The following is a 21079-nucleotide window of genomic DNA, read 5'->3' as shown; positions in this document are numbered from 1 at the left end:
TGCTAAATATAATCTTTTCAATTTTCCTAACTTGAAAAGATTTGATGCCTTTTCACAATTCATATAGGATTGCTATAGATATATGCAACCTTGACCAATTTTAGTTGTAAAATGCACTACAGGTCAACCAGAAGTTAGGTTAACCCTTTCGGACTGAGCCTCGTAGTAGGCTTGTACTTGTTTTACAATTGGTCTGGCGATCGCTTCAGCTAAAAGAGGTGGTACAGAATTCCCAACTAGCTCAAACATTCTCGTCATAGGTGCATCAAATACAAAATGATCTGGGAAACTTTGAAGTCTAGCAGCCTCTCTTACAGAGATACTTCTGGTTTGTGTTGGATGGATATAGGCTAAACAATCTTTTTGCATATGTGCCGTTAGTGTCAATGAGGGTTTATCCCAGTGTAAGGTTTATACTTGTCCTCAAAACTCCGATCGCTGTAGCGTTTTAACTCATCAGGGATATTTTTTCTTCCCAATCCCCTAATTGACTTTTTTTAGAGTTCCCATGCTCTGCCTAGGAACGCAGATGATTTGGCTCTGCCTCGCCTTAATTCCCAGCCTATTTCACAATACAAGACGCATCCAAAACCACTACAACTTCATTTTGAAAAACAGTACAACTTGTGATTGCTGAAGCTAAGGCTGAAATTTTTCCTTGTTGGAGAGAAAGCATCGCCTCCGGTGTAGAATCAAATTGATTTAGCCAGCCATCATCCTTTACATACTGAAGACTCAAAGCATGACGATCGAGCATCCAAAAATCAATTCCATATTGATTAATAAAATTTTGCAATACAGCTCGATCGGGAGTGTATTGAGCGCGAATTAAATCGTTAAGTCGCTGCCGATATTTGCTGTAGTAGCCTTTCTGATACGGCACTGCATATTCCTTTGCCACCAAAACTGAACGCTGACTAAATGTTGGCAAATGGTCAGTCTCTGCCGCGATTGAAGCAATCAAAATATCTTTAGGTTGTTGCTCAAAAAATTTGTACAAACCCGACATTTTACCTTCTACATAGCCGACTGTGGGAAATTTTTCGACCAAGCAGGGATAAAACACAACGGCGATAGCGATAATCGCTGTCGTAATTAGTGCCACTAAATTTTTTATATCAAATGTTGTTGCGGTTGTTGATGCCCAATAACCGACTCCATCGATAATTAAAGTTAGGGCGATCGCAGTTATCAACACAACAATAAATCGCAAGCTGTAGGCAGTATAGCGACCAGGTTGATACAGCTTAAAAATGGTAGCGTGAGCTGCAAAAAACATCGCCGAGGATGCTAAAAATAGCTGAAGCAAAAGCCAGATTTTGCTTTGAATCTGATTTGCTAAGGGAAAAGCCGATCGCAAAAACAGCAGCAGCGGAAATAACAGCCCGACACAGTGAGTTACAGGCGTAAACAGCGACTTGGGAAACATCCCGCTGCCCCGCCCTGTCAACCAATAATCTTTAGGATTTGGACGAAAAAAAGCATTTCTGCCGCTGGGAACAAATTCGGCCATTTGCTTCGCTTCTGCTGCGGTATAAGTTGGGCCAAATTCAGAGTTATCTAAGGCATAGGGCAGCATTACTAAAAAGATTAATCCCAAACCTGTACTGCAAAATAGGTAATTAGTTCGATCGCCCGACAAGCGCAAACCGCCGTTTTTCCAGCATAGCAGGCGCAAAACTAAAATTCCGGCAGCAACCAAGGCGTAAGGAGGATAGAATAGTCCGATAAGTGCGATCGCCCCCAAACAAGGCAGCAAGGAACTGCGCGACAAATAATATAAAAAAGCAAGAAATATCGGATAGATAAAAGCTCTTGGCGTTGTAGAAGCCAAATCGTCTGTCATCCACATATGCTGATTTAACAGCAAAGATGCAATAAATCCAGTCATCGGCACTGGCAGCATTTCTAGGCAAAGACCAAAACAGTAATAAGTCGAGATTAACGCGAGAAATAGCGGCAATATTTTGTGAAAAAATAGCGGATGAATGCCAAGTGTTGCGGCTAATTTGTAGAGCGTGCTGTATCCTGCGGGGGCGACTGATTGAAAGTAATTAGCAATGAAATCGTTGGGGAATAATTCAGGATCGACAAACCGCATCATCCAGAAAACGTGCTGCCTCGCATCGTCTTGCACCATATACTCGGCCCTGAAGGCTTGCTTGAGTCCTAAAAAAGCATAAAGTGCAGCAAATGTCAAGCTCAAAGTCAACCAAAATATTGTGTGCGATCGGGATTTGCGATCGACTGTAGCAGTTAGAAATTTGTGCAACCGAGCTATTAATACCATTAGAGATTTGAGATTCGAGATTAAAGAATGGGGAATGACTGATTCTCAAACCTACGATTATATCATGCCCCGTCAATTACCCCTAATAAAAACCGCTTTACTTTCAATTTCGCCCGATTTTAGATCATTTTCCAGGCCGCACACCCGCAATTTGAAGGCGAATCCGATACAGACTTGTATTTGCCGTAATATAAAGCGTTTTGCGATCGCTTTCTCCCCAAGCCACATTAGTCGCCGTCTCAGGCACAGAAATCCTCCCCAAAAGCTTGCCATCCGGCGATAAAATCCACACTCCCCCCGGCCCGGTGCTGTAAACATTCCCCTCTAAATCAACTTTTAAACCGTCGGGAACTCCGCTTTGACTGGCATCTTTTAAATCTGCAAAAAGCCGCTCATTCGTAACAGTTCCGTCCGATTTTACATCGAAAACGGCAATGTATCCCGCTTCCGAATTGTTGACATAAAGTTTTTGCTCGTCTGGTGAAAAGGCAATGCCATTCGGCAGCACCAAATCCTTAACCAGTAGAGTTAATTTCCCGTCGGATGCCAGCCGGTAAACACCGTAAAAACCCAATTGTTCCTGATCTTTAGTAACACCGTAGGACGGATCGGTAAAATAAATGCTGCCGTCGGATTTAACAACCAAATCGTTCGGGCTGTTGAGCCTTTTTCCCTCGTATCTATCCGCCAATGTGATAACTTTGCCATCTTTTTCAGTGCGGGATACGCGGCGATTTTCGTGTTCGGCAGTAAGTAAGCGGTTTTCTTTGTCTAAAGTATTCCCGTTGGCTTTTCCCGAAGGGGTGCGAAATACCTCAACTTGCTGATTTGAGGCTAATTTATAGATAATATTGGCGGGAATATCGCTGAACAGCAAAAAGCCGTCTGGATGCCAAAGCGGGCCTTCTATAAATTGAAAATTGCCAGCGACTTTTTCTAATTTCGCACTGTCATCAAGAATATCTTGCACGGCGTTTTTTTTCTCCCTGTTTTCCGTCTGGGCGGTCAACTTTGTTAAGTTACCCCTGAGTTTTTTGCTGGGGTTGCTGACTGCTAAACTTAATACTATCAACAACAAACTAATTGTAGCAATTTTGATTGTCATGTTTGCTCATAACTGAATTACTCCCTTCCCACCATAAGATTACCTATCTCCTTCTTTACTTCTTCTTTTCTTTGTGATAAGAGCGCTATCCCGCCGCTTCGCTAACACGTCGAAAGCGGTTTGTCAACTCACTATTTTGATAAAAAAAAGATAGTTTAGAGCGGTATTAAATTCTATAGTACCCTATGTAACAAAAAAAAAGAAGCTCCCATTTTAGAGCTTAATTATATTTAACTTAAAACGTTTCACCTGTCAACTTTCAAGCCGGCAATGATATAAATAGCGAGGCAATACCGATCGCGAGCGCCCCTATACCCATCACAACAGACCAGAAGCGGTGATAACTCTTAACCGTCGTACCGCTATCGCTTTCAAGCTGAATCAAATCCATCCAAGGTGCAACACCCCGCCGGAACCAACCCAAAGCGCTAACATCCATTCCAATCAAACTTTCAACCCGTTTCATGCCAAACAAAAAATTACCAATTGGCCCAAAACGAGAAGCATAGCGCAGATAAATCATTCCCGTTCTGTCTTGCAGTTTCAAATCAGAACCGAAGGTATAACCCGCATCGCCGCGACCAATTAATTCGCCTTGCAGTTGCGCCGGTTGACCCCGCAAAGGACTTGCATAAGGATCAGACATTAAGGTTAAAACATCCAAGTGTTCTGCTTGTTCGTAATTCGGGAACATCACCAAAGTCTTGAGCAAAATTCCTGCACCCAAAGCGATTAAAGGACAAGCAACCATCATCATCGGGTTTACAGCATACAGCGAAATGCCGATCGCAAAACCCACCGCTAAGCCCAGAGTTTCTGCACTGTAGAGCAGCAAATCGAACACAAAATTTCCGTACAATTTCCGCTTGCTCAAATCGTTGCCTTCGCCGACAATCCGGCCCATGTCAAACTCAACATCCAAGCCTAATTGTTCGGCATAAGTGCTCAAAGCGCGAACTCGTTTACCAGTCAGCGGGTGAGTAGAGTTCAACTCCATCCACCAACCCCAGGGATTAAACATATCCCACAAAAACACTCGCCCAATCTTTTCCGGTTCCGAAGTAATCCTGTAAGCAGTGCCGGTAGATGTGGCAGCTTTGGCATCGTAAATGCCTAAAGCGCGAGTTCCTTCTAATAAGCGGCTGGGTTCGGTGGCTCTTTGTCCTTCTTCCAAAATACCGTAAGCAATTTTTACCAAAGCGCGAGACAAAGCATTGGGATTTCCGGTTGTTTCGGCTGCAAAATGGTCGGCAAAATATTCTCGCGTCCGCGACAAATACAGTAATAAATAAGTCCCTGCGATGTAAAAAAAATAAGCCACAGCAGCTACAGTACCGGCAGCATCTTTAGCTTTGTTGCCACCACTTCGACCCATCCTTTGAGCTGTAGTGTAAATTAAATAAGTAATCTGCACCAAAGTCGAAGCTAAAGTCATTACTGCAAAGTCCCAGTGGACGATGTGACCGAGTTCGTGGGCGTAAACAGTGGCAATTTCCTCGTCGTCTAAATAGGTAAAAAGACCTTGACTGACAACTAAGCGAGCGCTGTTGGGAAATGAACCGTAAGTAAAAGCAGTAGGGTTTTGGTCGTCGATAATTCCTAAACGCGGCGGCTGGAGTTTTTTCTGCTTGCAAACCTTCTGAATAACTTTCGCTGTTTCGGGACTTAGGCTTTCAATTTCTGCTAGGGAAACCCAGCGAGTATGGTATAGCCAATTTTGGCTTAAGTCCATCAAGTAAGGCGATAGGAAAAAAGCAGCGATGTTAAAAATCAGAGTTATGGGAAGTGCGATCGCCAATCCGGCGACTGGATCGGGACTGTTGAGAATCAAAACTGAGGCAAATGATAGCGCTAACACCATACCAAACAGCAGGCTGATGGTGACGTCGGAAGCTAAAACGAGATTTCCGCCAGTTTTCTGTATCAGTTTAACGCCGGCTTTGGCGGCTCGCCCTGCCTTGCGTAAAGGGGCGTGAGATGACATAATAATCTCCAAAGGTTATTGACAAATGGAAATGACCGTGGGATTTTATCTATACTTCACTGTTGTAACCTGTTAATGCGGATTGCTGTAAGGGGTGTCAACAAAAATATAGAATTTCCTCTAAAATTGTTAAGACTGAAAACCGCCCCGAAATTTATTTGTGCGGATTCAATTCAAAACTCAAAATTCAAAATCCAACAATCAAAACTATTTGAAAGTTACTGCCATGTCTATTATTGAAATTGCCCAAAAAACGCGCGTATCTGCTAGAAAATTGGCCGTTTTGTCCGCTGATGCCAAAAATCAAGCTATTGAGGCTATGGCTAAAGCTTTAGAAACTGCAGCGCCGGATATTGTGGCGGCGAATGCTGCTGACTGCAAGGCGGCTGAGGTGGATGGAATAGCGAAACCGCTGTACGATCGCCTCAAGTTGGATGAGAGCAAGTTGAAAAGTGCGATCGCGGGCGTGCGCGACGTTGCGAAACTACCAGATCCCGTAGGTTCCGTGCAAATTCACCGTGAATTGGATACAGGATTAATTCTGAAGCGCATCACCTGTCCTTTGGGCGTTTTAGGCATTATTTTTGAAGCGCGCCCAGAAGCTTTAATTCAGATAGTATCCTTGGCAATTAAATCGGGAAACGGCGTCATTCTCAAAGGCGGCAAAGAAGCAGTCCGTTCCTGCGAAATTTTGACAAAAGTGATACATCAAGCCTTAGCAGAAACCGCAGTCAATCCCCAAGTCGTGCAGTTGCTGACAACGCGGGAAGAAACAATCGAACTCCTCAAAATGGATGAATATGTAGATTTGATTATTCCCAGAGGTTCTAATTCCTTCGTGCGGTTCGTGCAGGAAAACACGCGGATTCCCGTTTTAGGACACGCCGACGGAATTTGTCATTTGTACGCAGACAAAGCGGCGGATATTCAGAAAGCAGTAGAGATTTCTGTCGATGCAAAAACTCAGTATCCAGCCGCCTGCAATGCCATTGAAACCTTGTTAGTTCACAGTGCGCTCGCCCCCAAATTCCTGCCCGCTGTTGCCGCAGCTTTGCAGCAGAAAAAAGTCGAATTGCGGGGAGACGAAAAAACTCGCGCCATCCTCGAAAATATTGCCGAAGCGACAGAAACAGATTGGTCTACAGAATACAGCGATTTGATTTTGTCAATCCAAATAGTAGATTCTGTGGAAGAGGCAATTAACCATATCAATACATACGGTTCCAGACATACAGATGTAATTGTTACCGAAGACAGCGAAGCCGCCGAAACTTTTTTAAATGGAGTCGATGCGGCCGGAGTTTATCACAATTGCTCGACTCGATTTGCCGACGGTTTCCGCTACGGCTTCGGTGCAGAAGTGGGGATTAGCACGCAGCAAATGCCGCCTCGCGGGCCTGTCGGTTTAGAGGGGTTGATTACCTATAAGTATCGAGTTGTTGGAGATGGCCATATTGCGGCTAGTTATGTAGGGAAAGATGCTAAGGGATTTACACATCGAGATTTGTAATACAAGATTTATGCAACTGGCCTAATTAGTAGGGTGCGTCAGAATTCGAGTTCCTGAATAATCACCCTAGAACTGCGTCTGACGCACCCTACAACTCGATAGAAGTGTGACACTTACGTAAGTCCCGATCATGACAGAAAATCCAAATCAACCCAGAGAATACGATGCTGTCCTTGGCGGTGAATCTCAACTGCCATTGGCTGCGGCCGTTTTAGGCGGGATTCCCGGGGTTAAAATTCGGTTAGCTTCTCCCATTGTTGAGGCTAAAATTGCTGCACTGTCTGAAGCGCTAAAATATGGAGATCCAGGTTTAGATTTAATAATTGGGGCACTGCAAGATGAATCAATCGCGGTGAAATTTGCAGCCTTTGCCCTGCTGAAGGATAGAGATGAACCAAATCTCAAAGGGCAGTTACAAAACTATTTGCCTATTTTTGACTTTGATGTAATAACAGTTGATGCTAAAGGAAAAGAAAGCAGTCGCCACCGTGATTATGCTCACTTTTTCCCCGAAGACTTAGGGAACCTAGTTGTGCTGGAAATGGTTTATATTCCCGGTGGAACTTTTATAATGGGTTCGCCACCAACAAAAAAAAGACGAGAGGAGTACGAAAGTCCGCAGCATCAAGTAACAGTACCCCCTTTTTACGCAGGCAAATATCCCATCACCCAAGCACAGTGGCAAGCAGTGATGGGAAACAACCCATCGCGGTTCAAAGGTGAAAAACGTCCTGTAGAAAATGTATCGTGGGATGATGCCGTCGAATTCTGTGGCAAACTCTCGCAAACAACCGGGAAAAAATATCGCCTCCTAAGTGAAGCAGAATGGGAATACGGTTGTCGTGCGGGCACAACAACCCCGTTTCATTTTGGGGAAACCATTACCCCGGATTTAGTCAACTATCACGCACGTTACGACTACCCCTACGCATTCGGCCCCAAAGGACTTTCCAGCACACAAACAATCGATGTCGGGAGTTATCCCCCGAATGCCTTTGGACTGTACGATATGCACGGCAATGTTGAAGAATGGTGCAGCGATAGGTGGTGCGAAAACTATAACGGCGCACCAACTGACGGAAGTTCCCGGGAAACTGGCACAAAATTTACATTTAATAACCGTGTGCACCGTGGCGGCTCCTGGAACCTCCATGCGTTCTTTTGCCGCAGTGCCGATCGTAAATTTTACTCGGCGGACGGTATGTGGTGTGACAGGGGTTTTCGCGTAGCGGTATCGAATTTTACCTAAATTTGAAAATAGAAAGCAGTTAGAAGCTTTCACAGTTAACCCTCATGAAATTCAGCAAATCTCGCAAGCGCATAGAATCAGTTCGTCTGAAAAACGCTGTGCTGGGAGCAATCGAAAAAGAACACCCAAATTACCATCGAACAATGAATGAAGTCTTGGAGGAAGCTTTGGCTAAATCTGGCGATCGCCCTGCAATGACACCCGATGAGTTTTGTGAGTGGCTAAACAGTGTTTCGCATTAACCCCTCTGACTCCCTTCTAAACAAACTTAGCTACAATAAGCTATACTGCGCTCCCCAACTCGAACAATTTGCCGTGGTTTATGTCTAACTCCTCCCTCCTCGCCCCCGGTTCGACTCTCGAAAAACGCTACCGCATTCTCCGCGAATTAGGCCGCGGTGGCTTCGGGCGCACTTACCTCGCCGAAGACATCAACCGCTACAACGAATCTTGCGTACTCAAAGAGTTTTCTCCGGTAGTTCACAGCCCCAAAGCTGCCGAATTGTTCGATCGCGAAGCGAGTATGCTTTACCACCTCCAACACCCGCAAATTCCAAGGTTTCGAGAACTCCTGCGAACGGATTTGGGGGGGAATCCATCTTTATTTTTAGTGCAAGATTATATCAAGGGTCAAACCTACGAAGAAATATTGATATCGCGCCAGCAGGAAGGTAAAAATTTTACCGAAGCCGAAGTTACTCAACTGCTATTTCAGCTTTTACCAGTTTTAGAATACATCCACTCAAAAAATTTAATTCACCGCGATATTTCCCCGGATAATATTATTCAGCATGATGCTGACAAACTACCCTTTTTAATTGATTTCGGTTCTGTAAAACAAATCGCAGCCAATGCCGTACTTCAGTTTAACGGACAATCGGATACGGCGATCGGCAAACAGGGTTATTCGCCTGCCGAACAAATCCGGCTGGGGAAAGTTTCTGCTGCTAGCGATTTGTACGCTTTAGCCGTCACGGCTTTGGTACTGTTAAGCGGCAAAAAGCCTCAAAAATTGTACGATATCAATAATAAAACTTGGGATTGGCGATCGCACGTCAGTGTCAGCCCAAATTTAGCCAGCGTATTGGATCGGATGTTAGCAGAACAACCGGGCGATCGCTACCAATCTGCAAAAGCAGTCCGCGAAGCACTCAAAGATCCAAAACTATCTCAAATTGGCAGTATAATTTCCCAAATGGTGACAATGAACTTTGTCGGCCGCCCTTTCAAAAACACCACTCAAACTGCTACCAGCAATCATACTCCTGTTCACCAAAATCCTCAAGTGGTTAATAACAACAGCACATTCAACTTAATTACTTGGAAAATCCTAGGGAGTTTAAGTGTCGTTTTGGTGCCAGGAATGTTAGCTTTTAGTGTAGTCAAATCTGGTTTCACGTTGCCCAAGTTGCCGGATTTACCTAAATTTACTTCGCGCCAGCAACCTCCCGATACATCCTTAGAGGAAGCCGAAATAATTCGTCAAGAAAACATTGGTAAACGGCGCAAAAATCTCAACATCAATCAAGATATATTCTATCAAAAAGTGGATGAATTATATTACAATAAATATCCAGAATTACAAGGGCGCAGCTTGACAGAAAAGCCAGAAGATGGTGAAATTAGGCGGAAATGGTATGAAGTTGCTGAGGATTTACTCGACAAGTTGGAGAAAGGAGGAGAGTTATAAAATCTAAGATAGAATAAGAGTGATTGAACCGCAGAGGGCGCAAAGAGCGCAGAGGGAGAAGGAAAAGGGCAAAAAAAGAGAGGGAAGAGAAAGAGAACTTTATCTGGTTTAATACAAATTGGTATAGACAACGCACTTTTAGTTTATTGCAAAATGGATTCTATTCAACTTACAGGAATTCGCTGTTACGGATATACGGGCTATCTGGCGGAAGAGCAAGTTTTGGGGCAGTGGTTTGAAGTGGATGTTACTCTCTGGCTCGATTTATCGCAAGCTGGAAAAAGTGATGATATTCAACATACTCTTGATTACCGCAGCGCAATTACTCTGATTCAAAAGCTAGTCAAAGACTCGAAGTTTTTATTAATCGAACGCCTAGCCGATACTATTGCTCAAGCGCTTTTAGAACTACCGTTAGTCGAAAAAGTTAAACTACAACTCTCGAAACCTGCTGCCCCCATCCCTGATTTCGGGGGTAGAATTACTCTAGAAATTACTAGAAGTCATTAGTCATTAGTTCTTAGTCCTTAGTCATCAGTCTTTAATCTGCATTAGTTTATCGCTAATGACTGATGACTGATGACTGATGACTATTGATTAATTACCACTTCAGCAAGTTAAATTCTTCCATGTCTACGGTATTGCGGTTGCGATAAATCGCCAAAACAATTGCCAAACCCACCGCAGCTTCAGCCGCCGCTACCGTAACTACAAACACGGTAAATACTTGGCCCTTAACTTGTACAGGGTCGAGATAATTGGAGAAACCCATCAAATTGAGATTGACAGCATTCAGCATCAACTCGATCGACATCAACACGCGCACTGCATTTCTGCTGGTAATCAAACCGTAAATACCAATACAGAAAAGTGCGGCGGCTAATAACAGGAAATACTGGAGTTGCAGTTGCATAAATTTTTTGAGTCTTTCTCAATCAACATTACTACAAGACAGAGAGATAGGTGCAGTGAACACCCTACTGTAGCGTGTCTAAATCATTCATACACTAGGGGTAGTGATAGCTACCTACCTCCGAGCGGGGCAACCACGGGTAAATTGCCCCTACCTTAAATGTACGAATCATTTAGACTAACTACTTTTATTTAGATTCTGGCGAAGACACATCTCCGGCAGAAACTAATTCGCGAGGTCTTTCCGGCAAACTCAAAGCAGGTGTTTCGGATAGCTTCTTTGACAACAGTTCATCCGGGAAAAAATCACGGCGCGCCAAGACAATTGCCCCTACCATTGCCATCAACAAAAACACTGATGCTAACTCGAAAGGCAGCAAAAAGTCGGTGAAGAAATGTTTGGCGATCGTGACGATCGAACTTTCGGCCGGTGCTCCTGTCGTCGCGACAATAGTCCAAGGAGTAGACACCACCATCGTACCCAAAAGCGCAAACAAGCCTACGCAAACTACTGCTGTTGCTACTTGACGCACCCAAGCGTTGGGAATTATGCGGAAATCTTCTCGCTTGTTCACCAACATAATCGCAAACAAAATTAAGACGTTAACAGCGCCAACATAAATCAATACCTGCGCTGCTGCTACAAAGTCGGCATTCAGCAACAAGTACAAGCCGGCAATGCTGGTAAATACGCCGCACAGCAAAAAAGCTGAGTAAACGATGTTGGATAACAGCACTACTCCTAGTGCTCCTCCAATCATCATTACGGACAGTATGCCAAATGAAACAATTTGAACCCCTTCAGCTAGATTCACAATTTTTTATCCTTTGGTAATTGGTAATTGGGAATTGGTAATTGGGCATGAGGACATTGGGCATGGGGCATTGGGCATTTGTTAGTAGTTATTTAGTTATTAGAAAAACTACTAACAAGTAACCACTCATCACTAATTACTAACTATGCCCCATGCCCCATGCCCCATGCCCCATTACCTACTTTTCGATAATTTCCTCTGGACGCAGACCGGCGCGGCGATCGGTGTAGGAAACTTCATGGGGGTCGATCGCACCTTTCGGCAAGTAAGCGAATTCCCGCATCGGTGTCACCATCGGGTCATCTGTAACCTTGTAGGGCAAACGTCCGAGAGCCACGTTGTCAAAATTCAATTCGTGGCGCTCGTAGGTGGCTAACTCATATTCTTCTGTCATCGACAAACAATTAGTCGGACAATATTCTACGCAGTTGCCACAGAAGATACAAACACCGAAATCGATACTGTAGTGCTTGAGTTGTTTCTTCTTGGTTTCTTTGTTAAATTCCCAATCCACTACAGGTAAGTTGATCGGACATACCCGAACGCAAACTTCGCAGGAGATGCACTTGTCAAATTCAAAGTGAATTCTGCCCCTAAAACGTTCGGAAGGAATTAATTTTTCGTAAGGATACTGCACCGTAATCGGGCGGCGTCTCATGTGGTCAAAAGTAACACCTAGACCTTGACCGATATACTTAGCAGCTTGAAAACTTTCTTTGGCGTATTCGCCTACTTGATTGAGGAATTTTAACATGGTGTTCTCTCTCTGTACTTGAGTTTTTGGTAATAGCTAATTGATAATAGGTAATTGGTTAACAGCTATTTTTTTTAGCTGTTGCCATTTACCTATTATCAATTAACCGCCAAAAGCAAAGGGAAAGGCAAGCTTCAAAGCTGCGGTCAATAGCAAATTAACTAAAGCAACGGGCAGCAAAAACTTCCATCCCAAATCTAGCAATTGGTCGATCCGAACTCGCGGCAGAGTCCAGCGGAGCAGAACTGCCAGAAACAGGAAAAAGTAGGCTTTCAACATGGTCATTGTAATGCCCAGCAAGCCAGTAATTACCTGCAACCAAGGAGTCGTCTCGCTCAATCCCAGCGCATTTGTCAGCACTTCGACAGGAATCGGGGATTCCCAGCCGCCGAGGTACAAAACTGCTACTAGGAGGCAAGAAAGGACGAGGTTAACGTAGGAAGCGATATAGTACAAAGCAAATTTCATGCCTGTGTACTCAGTCTGATATCCTGCTACCAATTCTTCTTCTGCTTCCGGGAGGTCAAAGGGCAACCGTTCGCATTCTGCTAGTGCGGAGATCCAGAAAATCAGGAAACCTGCTGGTTGCCGCCAGATATTCCAGCCGACAATGCCGTAGCCGGTTTGCTGGTGTACGATGTCGATCGTACTGAGGCTATTGGACATCATCACGACTGCCAATACTGCCAAAGCTAGGGGAATTTCGTAGCTGAGGGATTGAGCCGCGGCTCTGAGTCCGCCGAGGAGGGCGTATTTGTTGTTTGAAGCATAGCCGGACATCAGCAAGCCGATCGGCTGAATGCTAGAAAGAGCAATCCACAGAAATATCGCTGTCCCCATATCGGCGATCAGCATATGCTCTCCGAAGGGCACGATTAAGTAGGAGAGAAAAACTGGAATCACCACAATTACCGGGCCTAGGGTAAATAGCAGCGCGTCAGCTTTTGCCGGTACAATGTCTTCTTTGAATACCAACTTCAGACCGTCAGCAACGGGTGCTAGCACTCCCAGAGGGCCGATAAATTCCGGGCCTACCCGCTGTTGAGCGGCGGCGGAAATTTTCCGTTCCAGCCAGACGCTAGTGAGTACCCCGAAAACGGCAGCGACAATCATCAGCAACATCGGCAGCGGTAGCCAAAGCACTTGGGCGATGTCCGCCGGTAAGCCCAAATTCATGAGGGCTTCTACGAAACTTCCTTGTAAGTCAATTCCTGGGTTCATTTGTCCAGCTTTTGAGCGGTCAGCATATAATTTTTCACCCGTCCTTTGTAGGAGTAGGCTTAGAAATCGGGGTCTTTGTAAAGATTTTTAATGCTTTACCGCCTAATAGTATATCGCCCGACAGGCTCCAAGAACGCACAGACAGGGTGAAGTTCTAATTATATGAGCCTGCAGCGTAGCTAATGGGTGGGTAATTTATGTATTTTTACTTAGTCGATCGAGCTAATCTATTTTAGATTTTAGATTTTAGGTTTTAGATTGAACATTGAATGCCAAACAAAAGGGCCCAGAGTTAACTCTGGGCCCTTTTAATGCTTTAAAGTAACTTTCAAATGGCTTAAACCATTGATTTTACGTCACTTTTTTTATGGAACTGGGCAGAATCGAACTGCCGTCCAAAGCGGGTATTTACCTTCCGATCGTTCACAGGTTTATCCCTTCTAATCCTCAGGGCGGGAACCATCTTTATCCCAAATGGGGGGATTTTCTAGTGATTGCTTTCCTAGCTAGCCGACTAGAAACGTTTAGCTAGGGCATCCGTTGGGGGTTGTTATGCTACCGTTAACGGAGTGAGGTGGCATACACTCTAAACCAAGCTCAAGAAGTTTTTAGGCTACAGCTACGGCTTTGCGAGCGAAAGGAACGATGTTGTTCGCATTTACTATTTTTTTTGAGCCGATATTAACGAGAGTAGACTCCCTCTCGACCTGCATCACGGAGCAGCTTTCGCCACCCTGTCGAAACCATTACAGCCCCTCGTGTGTTCTTTAATCATAGACAATATTTCGTGTTGCGTCAAGTCAACCGATTTTAGATTTTGGATTTTGGCACAAAGCTGAGTCTGGAATATTTACATCTTTCACCATTTTCTTGAACAGGCAAGATGCCTGTTCCACAAGAGTTAAGTTTTCCTGTGGGGTGGGCATCTTGCCCGCCCAGGTTTATTGACAAGGGTGCAGGATGTCACCGCTGCCAAGTTTAATGCAAGTTGTCGTCCCAGACGCCAATGTAAATCCGATCGCGCTCGTTGCGTTCGATCATCCCTTCGAGCGAACCCTTCCTAAACGTAAACCGATTACTCCGGCGCTGCTGCACGTCGCCCAAGCCTTGCAAAATCTCCCGGCTGGCGCCGCCCACCATCCCATTTAAGGCGGTTCGCACTACCAAATCGTCCACCGACTGGGCAAAAGAACCCTCTGTTTGTACTAGCTCGCCCGAATCGCGATCGTAAATGTAGCCGAGAGTAATCCGATTGGGCAATATTTCGTAAAGTGCGGTGCGAGTATTCGGCCAATAGCCCCGGGCTTGAGAGTCAGTCGGTTCTCCCAATTCGGATAAAATCTGAGTTTCCGGCGTACCAACGGCATACCCAGGGATGGTGGGAGTCTTCTGATAACTGGTTGTCGGTTGTTCGCTGGGTGCGGGCGATCGATCTGGCGGCAACTCTTTGTCAACAAGTTTTTCCGTTGGTGTAGGTTCGACAGCCTCCGGAGAAGGCGCTGGTGTTGGCGCTGGGGCTGGTGTTGGAGTTTCAGCATCCGGCGCTGGAGTTTCAACAGCAGGCGCTGGAGTTTCCGCAGCCGGCGCTGGTGTTTCAGCAGCCGGCGGCGGAGTTTCTCTGCGAGTCGGGGCTGGCGTTGGTGTCGGCGCGGGAATTGGTGCGGGGCGTGAGCGCGCGTCTCGATCTGCAGGGGCCGAAGTGCGATCGTCCTGGGCGACCGGTGCGGGTTCCGAAGACGGCCGGTTGAGGAAAACCCTAGCAATACCGACCAAACCTGCAACAATAAGTGCGATCGCCACGAACCCCAAAATCCACCAAACGTTGCGGTTTCCTCCCCCAGAAGGCACCACAGCAGGCGCTGTTCTGGAACCCGCAGGCGACTGAGGCCCGTGTCCCGGAATCACCGCCACCGTCGGCCCGGTGCTCGGCGACGCTGCACCCCCCTGCCCGTGCAGCAGCGACAGCCACTCATCGACGCTAGCAGGGCGATTTTGAGCTTCTACCGTCATCCCCCGCATCACTGCAGAGCTGACAGCCGCACTTAGCTGAGGCTGCAAGTCGCGGGGTGAAGGCATCGGCTGGCTGGTGCGTAAAATTGCAGCCACCGGCACCTGTGCTGTCAGCAGAGTATAAAGCGTCGCCGCCATACCGTAAACATCTGTTGCGGGCGTATATTTTCCTTGGGCAAAATACTGTTCTGGCGGCGCGTAGCCATCGGACACCATATTAGTGTGACTTTGGGTTGCACCGGGAGTAAACTCGCGGGCAATGCCAAAATCAATCAGCACAACTTCCTGAGTACCTTGGCGCAAAAGAATGTTTTGCGGCTTGACATCTCGGTGCAGCAAACCCTTTTGATGAACAACTTTTAAAGCAGCCCCAATTTGAGTGATGTAGAGAATTGCAAGATTTTCTGGCAGCGGATTATTTGAACCGACTACATCGCCCAAATTCTGACCGGCTATGTAGTCCATCACCATGTAAGGCTGCCCGTCTTCCACAAAGAAATCGCTGACGCGGACAATATTGGGATGAACGCAGGAAGCCAACCGCCTCGCTTCGTCTTGAAACTTGCGATCGAACTCAGCAAAATTAGGTTGCTGCCGCAGAGATTCGTTGAGGGTTTTAATGACTACAGGCTGTCCTAAATAGCGGTGATTTGCCCTGAAGGTTATTCCAAAGCCGCCTCTTCCCAATTCTTGTTCGAGGGTGTACTTTCCACCCTGTAAAGTTTTGCCGATTAGCGCATCCATAGGTTCAGGCGATCGCGTACCAGATAATATGGCTGATTATGGCACGTATGGTCGGCTCTCCTCACCACTCCAAAGAGCGATCGCAATCCTCGATCGGCGTTGCCATTCCTTCCCGAATTGATTCCCGCATCCCCGGCACTGAGAGAAGATACAGTGTTTCCTGAACATATGCGGAGTCTGATTCAGATAATAACACTGCATTGCTAGTTTGTCCTGCGATCACGATCAATTGAAGTGACTGACTCACGGAATCGATCGACTCCTGCAACTGCTGTTGAGCTTCATTGATTGCGATCGTAATTTTCCACTTGTCTAAATACACTTTTCTAATTGATATTGGCTGGCTGTAGACACTGCTACAACTGCCCCAGAAACTTGTCGTACTCTGCGTGTGAACCAACCCAAAACCAGATTACAGTGTCTCCATCCAACTGACCAACTGCTCGATAGTTTTTGGTAATTCGGGCTGAGTAGATTGGTAAGTCTGGATGCACCTTCTTGAAACGCAGGCTTGGATGACTTGGGTCTTCCTTGAACTGACGATACGCCCCGCGTGTCTGCTGTTGAACTTGTTCGGGTAAATCAGCAAATAATCTACGGAACTCGGTTGTAGTGCGTGAATTCACAATGTTTCTGGATCGAGTTCTTGGGTTTTGCCTGCATGATACTCAGCCATTGCGGTCGCTGCGAGTTTAGCAAGAGCATCGGGGGAACGGGAGAATGCTTGATCCCAGCGCCTCTCGTCTTCAAGTTCTTCCAGAATCATTGAAGCGAGGGCATCTTGCTCGCTGGCAGACAATGTTTTCAACTTGGCGATCGCACGTTCGAGTAACTCAGTCATGGCTACCACACTTTTAGAATGAAAATGGCATCCTATCCATTATCCATTGTTTCAGCCAAGTTGAGGGTAGGTCGAACAAATGGCAGGCTAATTATCATCATTAATAACTACGGGAAACCCACTTCTATGTTTTCTATTAGCTTTTGCAGGCACTTAAATACATTTCTATATCTCGCCAATGCAGGGATTCCATTATTCAGTCATAGTGTTTTATATCAAATTCTTTTGCTCATCCCAATTATCGCGATAGAAGCTTACATTCACAAAAAGCTACTCAATCTCAGTATCCTAAAAGCAATTTTTATTGCTTTTATAACAAATATCATATCGACGATTGGGGGAGGTTTTATTATCCTATGTATTGGGGCGTTTATTGGACATATCGTCTTCCACACAACCGTGCCTGTACAGCCTGGTTCTTTTCCATTTCTGCCGTTGGAAATTATGATTACACTCATTCCTATGTTTTTCTTTTCCGTTTACCTCGAATTATTAATAGGGAGTTGGGGAGTAAAAGAAATGGAAAAAAGCCAAGTGAAGAAATCATTTTTAATAGCTAATTTATTCACTTACTTAATGCTTGAGGTATTAGCTTTTACCCAACTTGTCAAGGGATACATTGAAGGGCGTGGCTAACCCAAACGTTCTATATCGTCGGCTCGCTGATTGACCTCTTGAGCCACCATCATTGCATTGATCTGGGTAAAGATACGATCTAATTCCCCAATGGCGTCGAGTTCCGCTACCTCTTCTGCCATTAGTTGAGCGCCCTTTTTCTTCTCTAACAATTGTTCCATGCGCTGTTGGAGCGATTCACTAAATTTGAACAACTTCCACCCATCGACTTTTTCCATGCAAATCTCATGGACTAACGAGGAGGGTTTGTTGAGAATTGAAACCATTGTAGGCTCCGAGTTTCGGGTTTTAGGTAGTGACTAGATTATAGCTTTTATGCAATCTGGCAGATTTAATGCTCCAACCGAGAACCTTCAAATTACCGCCAAAACCAGTGACTTAAACAGCGAAACGGCGTTACAGTTCAAGTCGGATGATATTCATCCCTGCTTATTTGCCATCGCCATATCTTGCCTTCTTCAGGATCGTCCACCTCTGCAATGAACTTCATTCCCACTTTTTGCAACACGCTATTCGAGGCATTTTTTTCAGCTAAAGTGTGAGCGATGACTGCTTTCACCTCCTCGTGAGCGAAAGCATAATCGATCATTCCCTGTGCCACCTCAGTTGCAAATCCGCGATTCCAATATTCGGAAGCAATTTCATAACCTATCTCTATAGTCCCCGACTCATCAGGTGAGCCTTTGAAACCTCCATTGCCGACAAGCACTTGATTTTTTGGATGAATAAAGAAGTAGTTGTGCCAGTCAGTTGGAGGCGGATTGGATTCGCAAGCTTCGTCAGCAGGGAGGGAAAAAGCTTCGGGGAAATGAGGCCAGCTATTAGGCACTATGACATTTAAAATTGCTGCAAGCTCGCTTTTACTTCGTAAGAAAGCTTCTATGTGAATCCTTTCGACGGCAAGTAGTTGAAGATTCTTAGTTGTAATCATTGTTCTACCTTGTTTAACAAGTATGAGATCACACTATAGGCACTATTGAAACGCTTGTCTCGGAACCCTGGCTAGTTGGTAAGCGCCCCGACTTTCCAACAATTGATATTGATTGGGCTGCAATCCTAATTGCACAAATTTCTCTGGATATCCCAGCAACAAAATAGAGGGAGAAGTTGGGTTTTTAGATTGCTTAATGTAGTCGATAGCCTTTGTGACAGCTCGGTAGTAAGTCACCGGCTCTTGGGTATAAAAAACCAGACTTGGTTTCCAGAAACCAACCATAATAAACTCTTCCCCCGGCAGTTTTTGTTGAACTGCAACCTGTGCTAACTGTCTCAGAGGTAACTGGCGGTTGATATCGACCACTTTGTAGGCGGGAGTAAGACCAAAGATGATAAATGCTACTAACCCGATGAGGTTAGCAACCAAAATCCAGCGCTGTTGCCGCTTCCAGAGTAAAAGTGCGATCGCCACCGCTGTAGTTATCCAAATCGTACCGCCGACAATCAGCAATCCCGACTGCTGAATTGCTTGGGGAAAATTGGGCATTGCCGGGTCGTCTCCCAGCCAGTTGTAGCAGTAGAAAGTTGCTCCGGCTATAATTAATAAAAATACGACATTGAAAATGTATGTAGCTAACAGCCCTCGCGGTAAAGAATTCGGTTTTTTTTCTAACTTTATCCGCCTGTTATCGGATTCGTTACCTGCAATAATATCGCTCCACAGCAGCGTTACCAAAATCGCAGCGGCGGGGATTAAAGGCAATACATAACTGGGCAATTTGGTCACGGCGATCGTAAAAAAGCCAAAAATGCAGCCGAACCAAAATAGGGCAAATAAACTCAACTGAGCCGATCGCGGTTGACGACGCCAGTAACTGCGCTGCCAAAAACGGGTGCGGGCGATCGCCACAGGCAAATAAATCGACCAAGGTGCAAAACCCACTAGCACTACAAAAAAGTAAAAATACCAAGGCGCCGAGTGCTTGTTGACTACTCCAGTAAAACGCTGGAAATTGTGATAGCCAAAAAAGCTGTCAATATAAGTTTGACCGTTGGCTAAAATAACCAAAATGTACCAAGGCAAGGCGATCGCCAGAATAATCAAAATTCCCGACACCGGACGCATTTCGCGCCAAAGTTGCCGAAAATTTCCCAAATAAAGCCCGAAGCTGCCAACAATCAGCGCTGGCACGACAATTCCCACAGGCCCCTTAGCCAAAATTGCTAAGGCAATTAGTACGTAAAAAGTCAGATACCACTTATTGGGAAATCTGGAAGCGGAAACCGTAGATAATTCTGTTTTTTCTCTCTGTTCTTCGAGGGTGTAACCGAGGAAAAATGCGAGTAGTGCCGAACACATACAGCCGACTAATAGCATATCTGAAACGCCAGTCCGTCCCCAGGCAATAGTTTGGGGATTTAAAGCTATTAGGGCCGCACCAATCCAAGGAGTAGAAAAAAAGATTGGGAGATTGGGAGAGTGTCCGAGGGGGAGAGTGTCCGAGAGGGGGGACTTGGCTTCTTCCTCATTCTGTCTTCCTTCTTCCTTCTTCCTTCTTCCTTCTTCCTTCGATTTCGATAGGGTATAAAATCCGAGGCAAGTCAGACCGAACGCGCACAAAGCCGAGGGAAGACGCACGGCCAATTCGTTAACGCCCAGAGTGCGGTAAGCCACCGCCATCAGCCAGTAAATCAACGGCGGCTTGTCAAACCTGGTTTCGCCGTTGAAATAAGGAGTGATCCAATCTCCTGTCACCGTCATTTGACGGGCGGCTTCGGCAAACAACGGTTCCGTTTCGTCAACTAAACCGATGTTGCCGAGATTCCACAAGAAACCTACCGAGGCGATCGCGCACAGCCATACAATCGATAGCAGCAAAGGTGCGATCCGGCGATTTCTAAACTCTGACAAACTTTTAATAACTTCTTTCACCCAAACTTCCTGCGATTTTAGATTTAAAATTTTAGCTCGCATAGAGAGTCTACCGAAAGATTCGCATTCTCGAAACTCCCAACTCGATCGACTCCGGTTAAACTCACATCTTGCACCAATATCAATTACTTGTTTAGGAACAGGCAAGATGCCTGTTCCACAAGAGCTCAATTTTATTGTGGAACAGGCATCTTGCCTGTTCTTGAGAATGGTGCAACATCTCTGTTTAACTGAGATGTTGCACCATTCTCAACAAGGCTTTCATGGGCGGGCTCTCCTGCCCAAACCCTACTCGCCACAAGAAAATTCACTCTTTGTGGAACAGGCATCTTGCCTGTTCCTTATAATGATGCCGCTATGTGAGGTTAACTCACATAGCGGCATCGTTCTCAATAAAACCGGATCGACCGGGTTTCTCGACCAAAATTTCGGCACCTGCTGCTAAGGGT

Annotated in this window: 22 protein-coding genes and 1 other RNA gene; 7 read left to right on the top strand and 16 right to left on the bottom strand. The window is 45.6% G+C overall.

Annotated features, from left to right (window positions below; translation table 11 throughout):
• Nucleotides 1–123 precede the first annotated feature (123 nt).
• The 4 genes from QUA62_RS29400 to QUA62_RS16945 all read right to left on the bottom strand — a co-directional run bounded on the left by QUA62_RS29400 (nucleotide 124) and on the right by QUA62_RS16945 (nucleotide 5379).
• Nucleotides 124–369 carry a DNA cytosine methyltransferase gene (locus QUA62_RS29400; protein ID WP_445301674.1) on the bottom strand — a complete coding sequence of 82 codons (246 nt, stop codon included), beginning with the start codon at nucleotides 367–369 and terminating at the stop codon, nucleotides 124–126.
• Nucleotides 370–562: 193 nt separating this feature from the next.
• A complete protein-coding gene (locus QUA62_RS16955) occupies nucleotides 563–2290 on the bottom strand; it encodes a hypothetical protein (protein ID WP_333405595.1) in 1728 nt (575 codons plus the stop codon).
• A 124-nt stretch (nucleotides 2291–2414) separates the two neighbouring features.
• On the bottom strand, nucleotides 2415–3395 hold the full coding sequence (locus QUA62_RS16950) for an SMP-30/gluconolactonase/LRE family protein (protein WP_333405594.1): 981 nt from the start codon (nucleotides 3393–3395) through the stop codon (nucleotides 2415–2417).
• Nucleotides 3396–3654: 259 nt separating this feature from the next.
• Nucleotides 3655–5379 (bottom strand): zinc metalloprotease HtpX, encoded by a 1725-nt coding sequence (locus tag QUA62_RS16945; protein ID WP_333405593.1) that lies wholly within the window; start codon nucleotides 5377–5379, stop codon nucleotides 3655–3657.
• A 226-nt stretch (nucleotides 5380–5605) separates the two neighbouring features.
• Here QUA62_RS16945 and QUA62_RS16940 point away from each other — a divergent pair, with 226 nt between their 5' ends.
• The 5 genes from QUA62_RS16940 (at nucleotide 5606) to folB (ending at nucleotide 10338) form a co-directional block, all read left to right on the top strand.
• Nucleotides 5606–6889, top strand: a complete 1284-nt coding sequence (locus QUA62_RS16940) for a glutamate-5-semialdehyde dehydrogenase (protein ID WP_333405592.1) — start codon at nucleotides 5606–5608, stop codon at nucleotides 6887–6889.
• 130 nt (nucleotides 6890–7019) lie between these two features.
• Nucleotides 7020–8138 carry a formylglycine-generating enzyme family protein gene (locus QUA62_RS16935; RefSeq protein ID WP_333405591.1) on the top strand — a complete coding sequence of 373 codons (1119 nt, stop codon included), beginning with the start codon at nucleotides 7020–7022 and terminating at the stop codon, nucleotides 8136–8138.
• Nucleotides 8139–8182: 44 nt separating this feature from the next.
• Nucleotides 8183–8380, top strand: coding sequence for a hypothetical protein (locus QUA62_RS16930; RefSeq protein WP_333405590.1), 198 nt, complete (start codon nucleotides 8183–8185; stop codon nucleotides 8378–8380).
• A gap of 80 nt (nucleotides 8381–8460) precedes the next feature.
• On the top strand, nucleotides 8461–9828 hold the full coding sequence (locus tag QUA62_RS16925; protein WP_333405589.1) for a serine/threonine-protein kinase: 1368 nt from the start codon (nucleotides 8461–8463) through the stop codon (nucleotides 9826–9828).
• Nucleotides 9829–9981: 153 nt separating this feature from the next.
• Nucleotides 9982–10338: a dihydroneopterin aldolase gene (folB, locus tag QUA62_RS16920; protein ID WP_333405588.1), complete on the top strand. Its 357-nt coding sequence runs from the start codon at nucleotides 9982–9984 to the stop codon at nucleotides 10336–10338.
• 91 nt (nucleotides 10339–10429) lie between these two features.
• Here the strand turns inward: folB and nuoK are convergent, their stop codons facing one another.
• The 9 genes from nuoK to QUA62_RS16880 all read right to left on the bottom strand — a co-directional run bounded on the left by nuoK (nucleotide 10430) and on the right by QUA62_RS16880 (nucleotide 17125).
• Complete coding sequence (gene nuoK / locus QUA62_RS16915) at nucleotides 10430–10735, bottom strand: NADH-quinone oxidoreductase subunit NuoK (protein WP_199292736.1); 306 nt, start codon at nucleotides 10733–10735, stop codon at nucleotides 10430–10432.
• Between the two features lie 193 nt (nucleotides 10736–10928).
• Nucleotides 10929–11555, bottom strand: a complete 627-nt coding sequence (locus tag QUA62_RS16910; RefSeq protein ID WP_006632707.1) for an NADH-quinone oxidoreductase subunit J — start codon at nucleotides 11553–11555, stop codon at nucleotides 10929–10931.
• A gap of 178 nt (nucleotides 11556–11733) precedes the next feature.
• Nucleotides 11734–12309, bottom strand: coding sequence for an NAD(P)H-quinone oxidoreductase subunit I (gene ndhI, locus QUA62_RS16905; RefSeq protein ID WP_333217198.1), 576 nt, complete (start codon nucleotides 12307–12309; stop codon nucleotides 11734–11736).
• A 102-nt stretch (nucleotides 12310–12411) separates the two neighbouring features.
• Entirely contained in the window at nucleotides 12412–13530 is a 1119-nt protein-coding gene (gene nuoH, locus QUA62_RS16900) for an NADH-quinone oxidoreductase subunit NuoH (RefSeq protein WP_333285199.1), read from the bottom strand.
• Nucleotides 13531–13895: 365 nt separating this feature from the next.
• Nucleotides 13896–14286: a transfer-messenger RNA gene (gene ssrA / locus QUA62_RS16895) on the bottom strand.
• 222 nt (nucleotides 14287–14508) lie between these two features.
• A complete protein-coding gene (locus QUA62_RS16890; RefSeq protein WP_333405587.1) occupies nucleotides 14509–16284 on the bottom strand; it encodes a serine/threonine-protein kinase in 1776 nt (591 codons plus the stop codon).
• A gap of 61 nt (nucleotides 16285–16345) precedes the next feature.
• Complete coding sequence (locus QUA62_RS16885) at nucleotides 16346–16606, bottom strand: type II toxin-antitoxin system Phd/YefM family antitoxin (RefSeq protein ID WP_333405586.1); 261 nt, start codon at nucleotides 16604–16606, stop codon at nucleotides 16346–16348.
• A gap of 34 nt (nucleotides 16607–16640) precedes the next feature.
• Complete coding sequence (locus tag QUA62_RS29395; protein WP_006632713.1) at nucleotides 16641–16910, bottom strand: ParE family toxin-like protein; 270 nt, start codon at nucleotides 16908–16910, stop codon at nucleotides 16641–16643.
• On the bottom strand, nucleotides 16907–17125 hold the full coding sequence (locus tag QUA62_RS16880; protein ID WP_333130570.1) for a hypothetical protein: 219 nt from the start codon (nucleotides 17123–17125) through the stop codon (nucleotides 16907–16909). The genes QUA62_RS29395 and QUA62_RS16880 overlap by 4 nt, the downstream gene beginning before the upstream one ends.
• A gap of 24 nt (nucleotides 17126–17149) precedes the next feature.
• Here QUA62_RS16880 and QUA62_RS16875 point away from each other — a divergent pair, with 24 nt between their 5' ends.
• The gene (locus tag QUA62_RS16875; protein WP_333405585.1) at nucleotides 17150–17761 is read left to right on the top strand and encodes a hypothetical protein; all 612 of its coding nucleotides are present in this window, start codon (nucleotides 17150–17152) and stop codon (nucleotides 17759–17761) included.
• Here the strand turns inward: QUA62_RS16875 and QUA62_RS16870 are convergent.
• From QUA62_RS16870 to QUA62_RS16860, 3 genes are all read right to left on the bottom strand, one after another.
• Nucleotides 17758–17979 (bottom strand): hypothetical protein, encoded by a 222-nt coding sequence (locus tag QUA62_RS16870; RefSeq protein ID WP_333405584.1) that lies wholly within the window; start codon nucleotides 17977–17979, stop codon nucleotides 17758–17760. The two genes, QUA62_RS16875 and QUA62_RS16870, sit on opposite strands and share 4 nt — an antisense overlap.
• A gap of 185 nt (nucleotides 17980–18164) precedes the next feature.
• Complete coding sequence (locus QUA62_RS16865) at nucleotides 18165–18692, bottom strand: GNAT family N-acetyltransferase (protein ID WP_333405583.1); 528 nt, start codon at nucleotides 18690–18692, stop codon at nucleotides 18165–18167.
• Between the two features lie 42 nt (nucleotides 18693–18734).
• Nucleotides 18735–20777 carry a glycosyltransferase family 39 protein gene (locus QUA62_RS16860; protein WP_333405582.1) on the bottom strand — a complete coding sequence of 681 codons (2043 nt, stop codon included), beginning with the start codon at nucleotides 20775–20777 and terminating at the stop codon, nucleotides 18735–18737.
• Nucleotide 20778: 1 nt separating this feature from the next.
• Here QUA62_RS16860 and QUA62_RS16855 point away from each other — a divergent pair, with 1 nt between their 5' ends.
• A complete protein-coding gene (locus QUA62_RS16855) occupies nucleotides 20779–21075 on the top strand; it encodes a hypothetical protein (RefSeq protein ID WP_333405581.1) in 297 nt (98 codons plus the stop codon).
• The last annotated feature ends 4 nt before the right edge of the window (nucleotides 21076–21079 follow it).

The sequence above is a fragment of the Microcoleus sp. MON1_C1 genome (assembly GCF_036701945.1).
Classification (GTDB): Bacteria; Cyanobacteriota; Cyanobacteriia; order Cyanobacteriales; family Microcoleaceae; genus Microcoleus.
Note: the sequence above shows the minus strand (reverse complement) of the source record. Positions and strands in the feature narration are given on the sequence as shown.

Excerpts from the sequence above, each read along its gene's own strand:
- QUA62_RS16930 (WP_333405590.1), top strand. The coding sequence starts at position 8,183 with ATGAAATTCAGCAAATCTCGCAAGCGCATAGAATCAGTTCGTCTGAAA.
- folB (WP_333405588.1), top strand. The coding sequence starts at position 9,982 with ATGGATTCTATTCAACTTACAGGAATTCGCTGTTACGGATATACGGGC.
- QUA62_RS29400 (WP_445301674.1), bottom strand. The coding sequence starts at position 369 with ATGCAAAAAGATTGTTTAGCCTATATCCATCCAACACAAACCAGAAGT.
- QUA62_RS16865 (WP_333405583.1), bottom strand. The coding sequence starts at position 18,692 with ATGATTACAACTAAGAATCTTCAACTACTTGCCGTCGAAAGGATTCAC.
- QUA62_RS16945 (WP_333405593.1), bottom strand. The coding sequence starts at position 5,379 with ATGTCATCTCACGCCCCTTTACGCAAGGCAGGGCGAGCCGCCAAAGCC.
- QUA62_RS16880 (WP_333130570.1), bottom strand. The coding sequence starts at position 17,125 with ATGACTGAGTTACTCGAACGTGCGATCGCCAAGTTGAAAACATTGTCT.
- ndhI (WP_333217198.1), bottom strand. The coding sequence starts at position 12,309 with ATGTTAAAATTCCTCAATCAAGTAGGCGAATACGCCAAAGAAAGTTTT.
- nuoH (WP_333285199.1), bottom strand. The coding sequence starts at position 13,530 with ATGAACCCAGGAATTGACTTACAAGGAAGTTTCGTAGAAGCCCTCATG.
- QUA62_RS16935 (WP_333405591.1), top strand. The coding sequence starts at position 7,020 with ATGACAGAAAATCCAAATCAACCCAGAGAATACGATGCTGTCCTTGGC.
- QUA62_RS16875 (WP_333405585.1), top strand. The coding sequence starts at position 17,150 with ATGGCATCCTATCCATTATCCATTGTTTCAGCCAAGTTGAGGGTAGGT.
- QUA62_RS16855 (WP_333405581.1), top strand. The coding sequence starts at position 20,779 with ATGCCTGTTCCACAAGAGCTCAATTTTATTGTGGAACAGGCATCTTGC.
- QUA62_RS16890 (WP_333405587.1), bottom strand. The coding sequence starts at position 16,284 with ATGGATGCGCTAATCGGCAAAACTTTACAGGGTGGAAAGTACACCCTC.
- QUA62_RS16870 (WP_333405584.1), bottom strand. The coding sequence starts at position 17,979 with ATGGAAAAAGTCGATGGGTGGAAGTTGTTCAAATTTAGTGAATCGCTC.
- QUA62_RS16950 (WP_333405594.1), bottom strand. The coding sequence starts at position 3,395 with ATGACAATCAAAATTGCTACAATTAGTTTGTTGTTGATAGTATTAAGT.
- QUA62_RS16940 (WP_333405592.1), top strand. The coding sequence starts at position 5,606 with ATGTCTATTATTGAAATTGCCCAAAAAACGCGCGTATCTGCTAGAAAA.
- QUA62_RS16955 (WP_333405595.1), bottom strand. The coding sequence starts at position 2,290 with ATGGTATTAATAGCTCGGTTGCACAAATTTCTAACTGCTACAGTCGAT.
- QUA62_RS16925 (WP_333405589.1), top strand. The coding sequence starts at position 8,461 with ATGTCTAACTCCTCCCTCCTCGCCCCCGGTTCGACTCTCGAAAAACGC.